The 2,283-nt window shown below is 31.5% G+C and carries 2 protein-coding genes; one reads left to right on the top strand and one right to left on the bottom strand.

Annotated elements, in window-relative coordinates:
- Positions 1–354 precede the first annotated feature (354 nt).
- Positions 355–1,287 (top strand): DMT family transporter, encoded by a 933-nt coding sequence (locus Q9B79_RS26695; protein ID WP_306189007.1) that lies wholly within the window; start codon positions 355–357, stop codon positions 1,285–1,287.
- A gap of 86 nt (positions 1,288–1,373) precedes the next feature.
- Here Q9B79_RS26695 and Q9B79_RS26690 read toward each other — a convergent pair whose 3' ends face one another.
- Positions 1,374–2,165, bottom strand: a complete 792-nt coding sequence (locus tag Q9B79_RS26690) for a sulfotransferase family 2 domain-containing protein (protein WP_306189005.1) — start codon at positions 2,163–2,165, stop codon at positions 1,374–1,376.
- Between the last annotated feature and the right edge of the window lie 118 nt (positions 2,166–2,283).

Genomic DNA, 2,283 nt, shown 5'->3' with positions numbered 1-2,283 from the left:
AAACGACTTAGGTTTTTTTGTGTTTATTTTTATGTGCAAAATATTAATATCTATAAGTTTAATAGAGCTAAGAAAGAAAAAGGATGACTTAGAGAAAACGGTTTAAAGTGAATTTTGGATGGTAAGGCGATAAAAAGGTTATAAAGTAATACATTTAAATATCAGTTAAAGGTAAGAATTACCTTTTTATATTAATTGGGTTGTGGAATGACTAAAATATTTTACTCTTTATATAAAAACGTTATGTAGAAAATAGCTATTCAGTTGTTTTTTTACATAACGTTTTTTCGTTTTTAAAGGATTTCACGTAAGAAAAAATCTATAATTAAGATAGTTAACATATATTTTTGATGGGTGTGGGGGATTATGAAAGAAATATGCATGTTATTAGTGGCTGTTATATTATGGGGGACAGCCATTGCACCAACAAAGTGGGCGTTAGAATCTATGCAGCCATTTACTTTGTTATTTATTCGCCTTTTCTTCGCGGGTGGAATCTGTTTACTATTCTCATTTAAACAATTAAAAAGATCGGTTGTACATAAACAAGTGCCGTGGAAAAGAATGAGTATACTATCTTTTACTGGTGTAGCTGGTTACTTTATGTTCACATCCTACGGTATTTCTTTAACAAGTGGATTGCATGTTAGTATTATTGATGCTGCGTTACCTTTAGTTACGATTCTTTTTTCAGCGTTCTTTTTGAAAGAAAAAATTCAGCTTAATTATTGGGTCGGTATTGTACTCGGGGCTGCTGGTGTACTTCTTATTACAATCCCATCTAGTAATGGCGATCAAGAAGTATCTTTAATAGGAGATGCCCTTATTTTATTAAGTACTTTCTTATTTGCTGTCTATACAGTATTACTGAAAAGGCCAAAACAAGAACAGTATTTATCAAACGAGGTTTTTACAACGTTAACTTTAATTATTGGAGCTGTTATTCTATTGCCATTTACGATGGTAGAAACTTTTTATTACGGTTTTCCAAAGGTTGGAACTTGGAAGGTAGTGTTTAGCGTAATGTATCTTGTTATAGGTGCAACAATTTTGGCGTATTGGTTTTGGAACAAGGCGCTAGAGAGGGTTTCGGCATCGGTAAGTGGGTTATATTTAAATGCATTACCATTAATAAGTATTGTTGCTTCAATTGTTTTATTAAATGAGGCTTTAACTTGGAAGATAGTAATAGGAGGATGTTTAGTTTTAATAGGGGTAGGATGGGCAGATAGACAGAAGATAAGTAAGTTATTAAAGAAGAATAACTTGAATAGTAAGGAATGCTAAGTAACATATTGTATATAGTTTAAATATAAAAAAACACCTTATATATTAGGTGTTTTTTTATATTTGGCAAAGATAATAGATTGAAATCAGTATAGGTATTCTCTACTATATTTATACGTATTGAAATCATTTTGAAATATTGTTTGAACGAGTTGTATACATTCGGTATCATAAAAACTTTCGAAAGTAGGGTAGCGAGGAAATAAAGGGTCAGTAATATCGGCTTCGCTAAAATTCCCTTTATAAATCATGGCGGGAGTTTGATGATGCCATGATGTTGAGAACTCATTTATTGGTGCAGTTTTTAATTCGAAACGCTTTTCTAATGCCCTCATTTCCTGATCAAAGTTTTCTAAGTATATATAATTGGTTACATATTCTTCTTCATCAGTTATATATTGTTGTGTAAAATGCGGGTTAATATCATTTCCTTGAGCATCATTAATAAATAGATAGTATAGAAATTGTTTAAATGAGAGGCCCTTGGAGGAATTTTCATCTTGATATAGAAACTTTCGGATGGGCTTCCATTCGGGATTCTCTATATAGGGAGGTGCGATTAAGGATACGAAAGAGCTCACTGCTCGTCTATAAGGGTTACGAACAAGTTTAAAAGTTTCTTTTTGTTTTTCTCGTAATGCTATACCTAGTCGTACACTATAGGCAGGTGTACTTTTGTATATATCATATTCATAATTATGAATGAAAGGACTATAATTTAGAGCTGTCTGTAATAAGTTAATCTGATAAAAGAACCACTTGGCAAGAGAAGTACAACCACTTTTTTGGCTCCAAAATAGAATGATAGGAAAATTCTTATGATAATGTGGAGTTCTTGAATGGGCATTGATGATGTGTAATAAGGGAGGATCGAACAATCTCTACACCCCTTTCAGGTATTTTAATTATATGTATGAAAAATAAAGAGGAATATGAGTAGATGTTTCATCTTTTCTAAAAAAGTGAAAGATTAATATTGACTATTATTGAATAGGA

The sequence above is a fragment of the Bacillus sp. MHSD_36 genome, assembly GCF_030757775.1.
Classification (GTDB): Bacteria; Bacillota; Bacilli; order Bacillales; family Bacillaceae_G; genus Bacillus_A.
The sequence above is the reverse complement of the archived record's forward strand: the minus strand, read 5'-3'. Positions and strand labels throughout refer to the sequence as shown.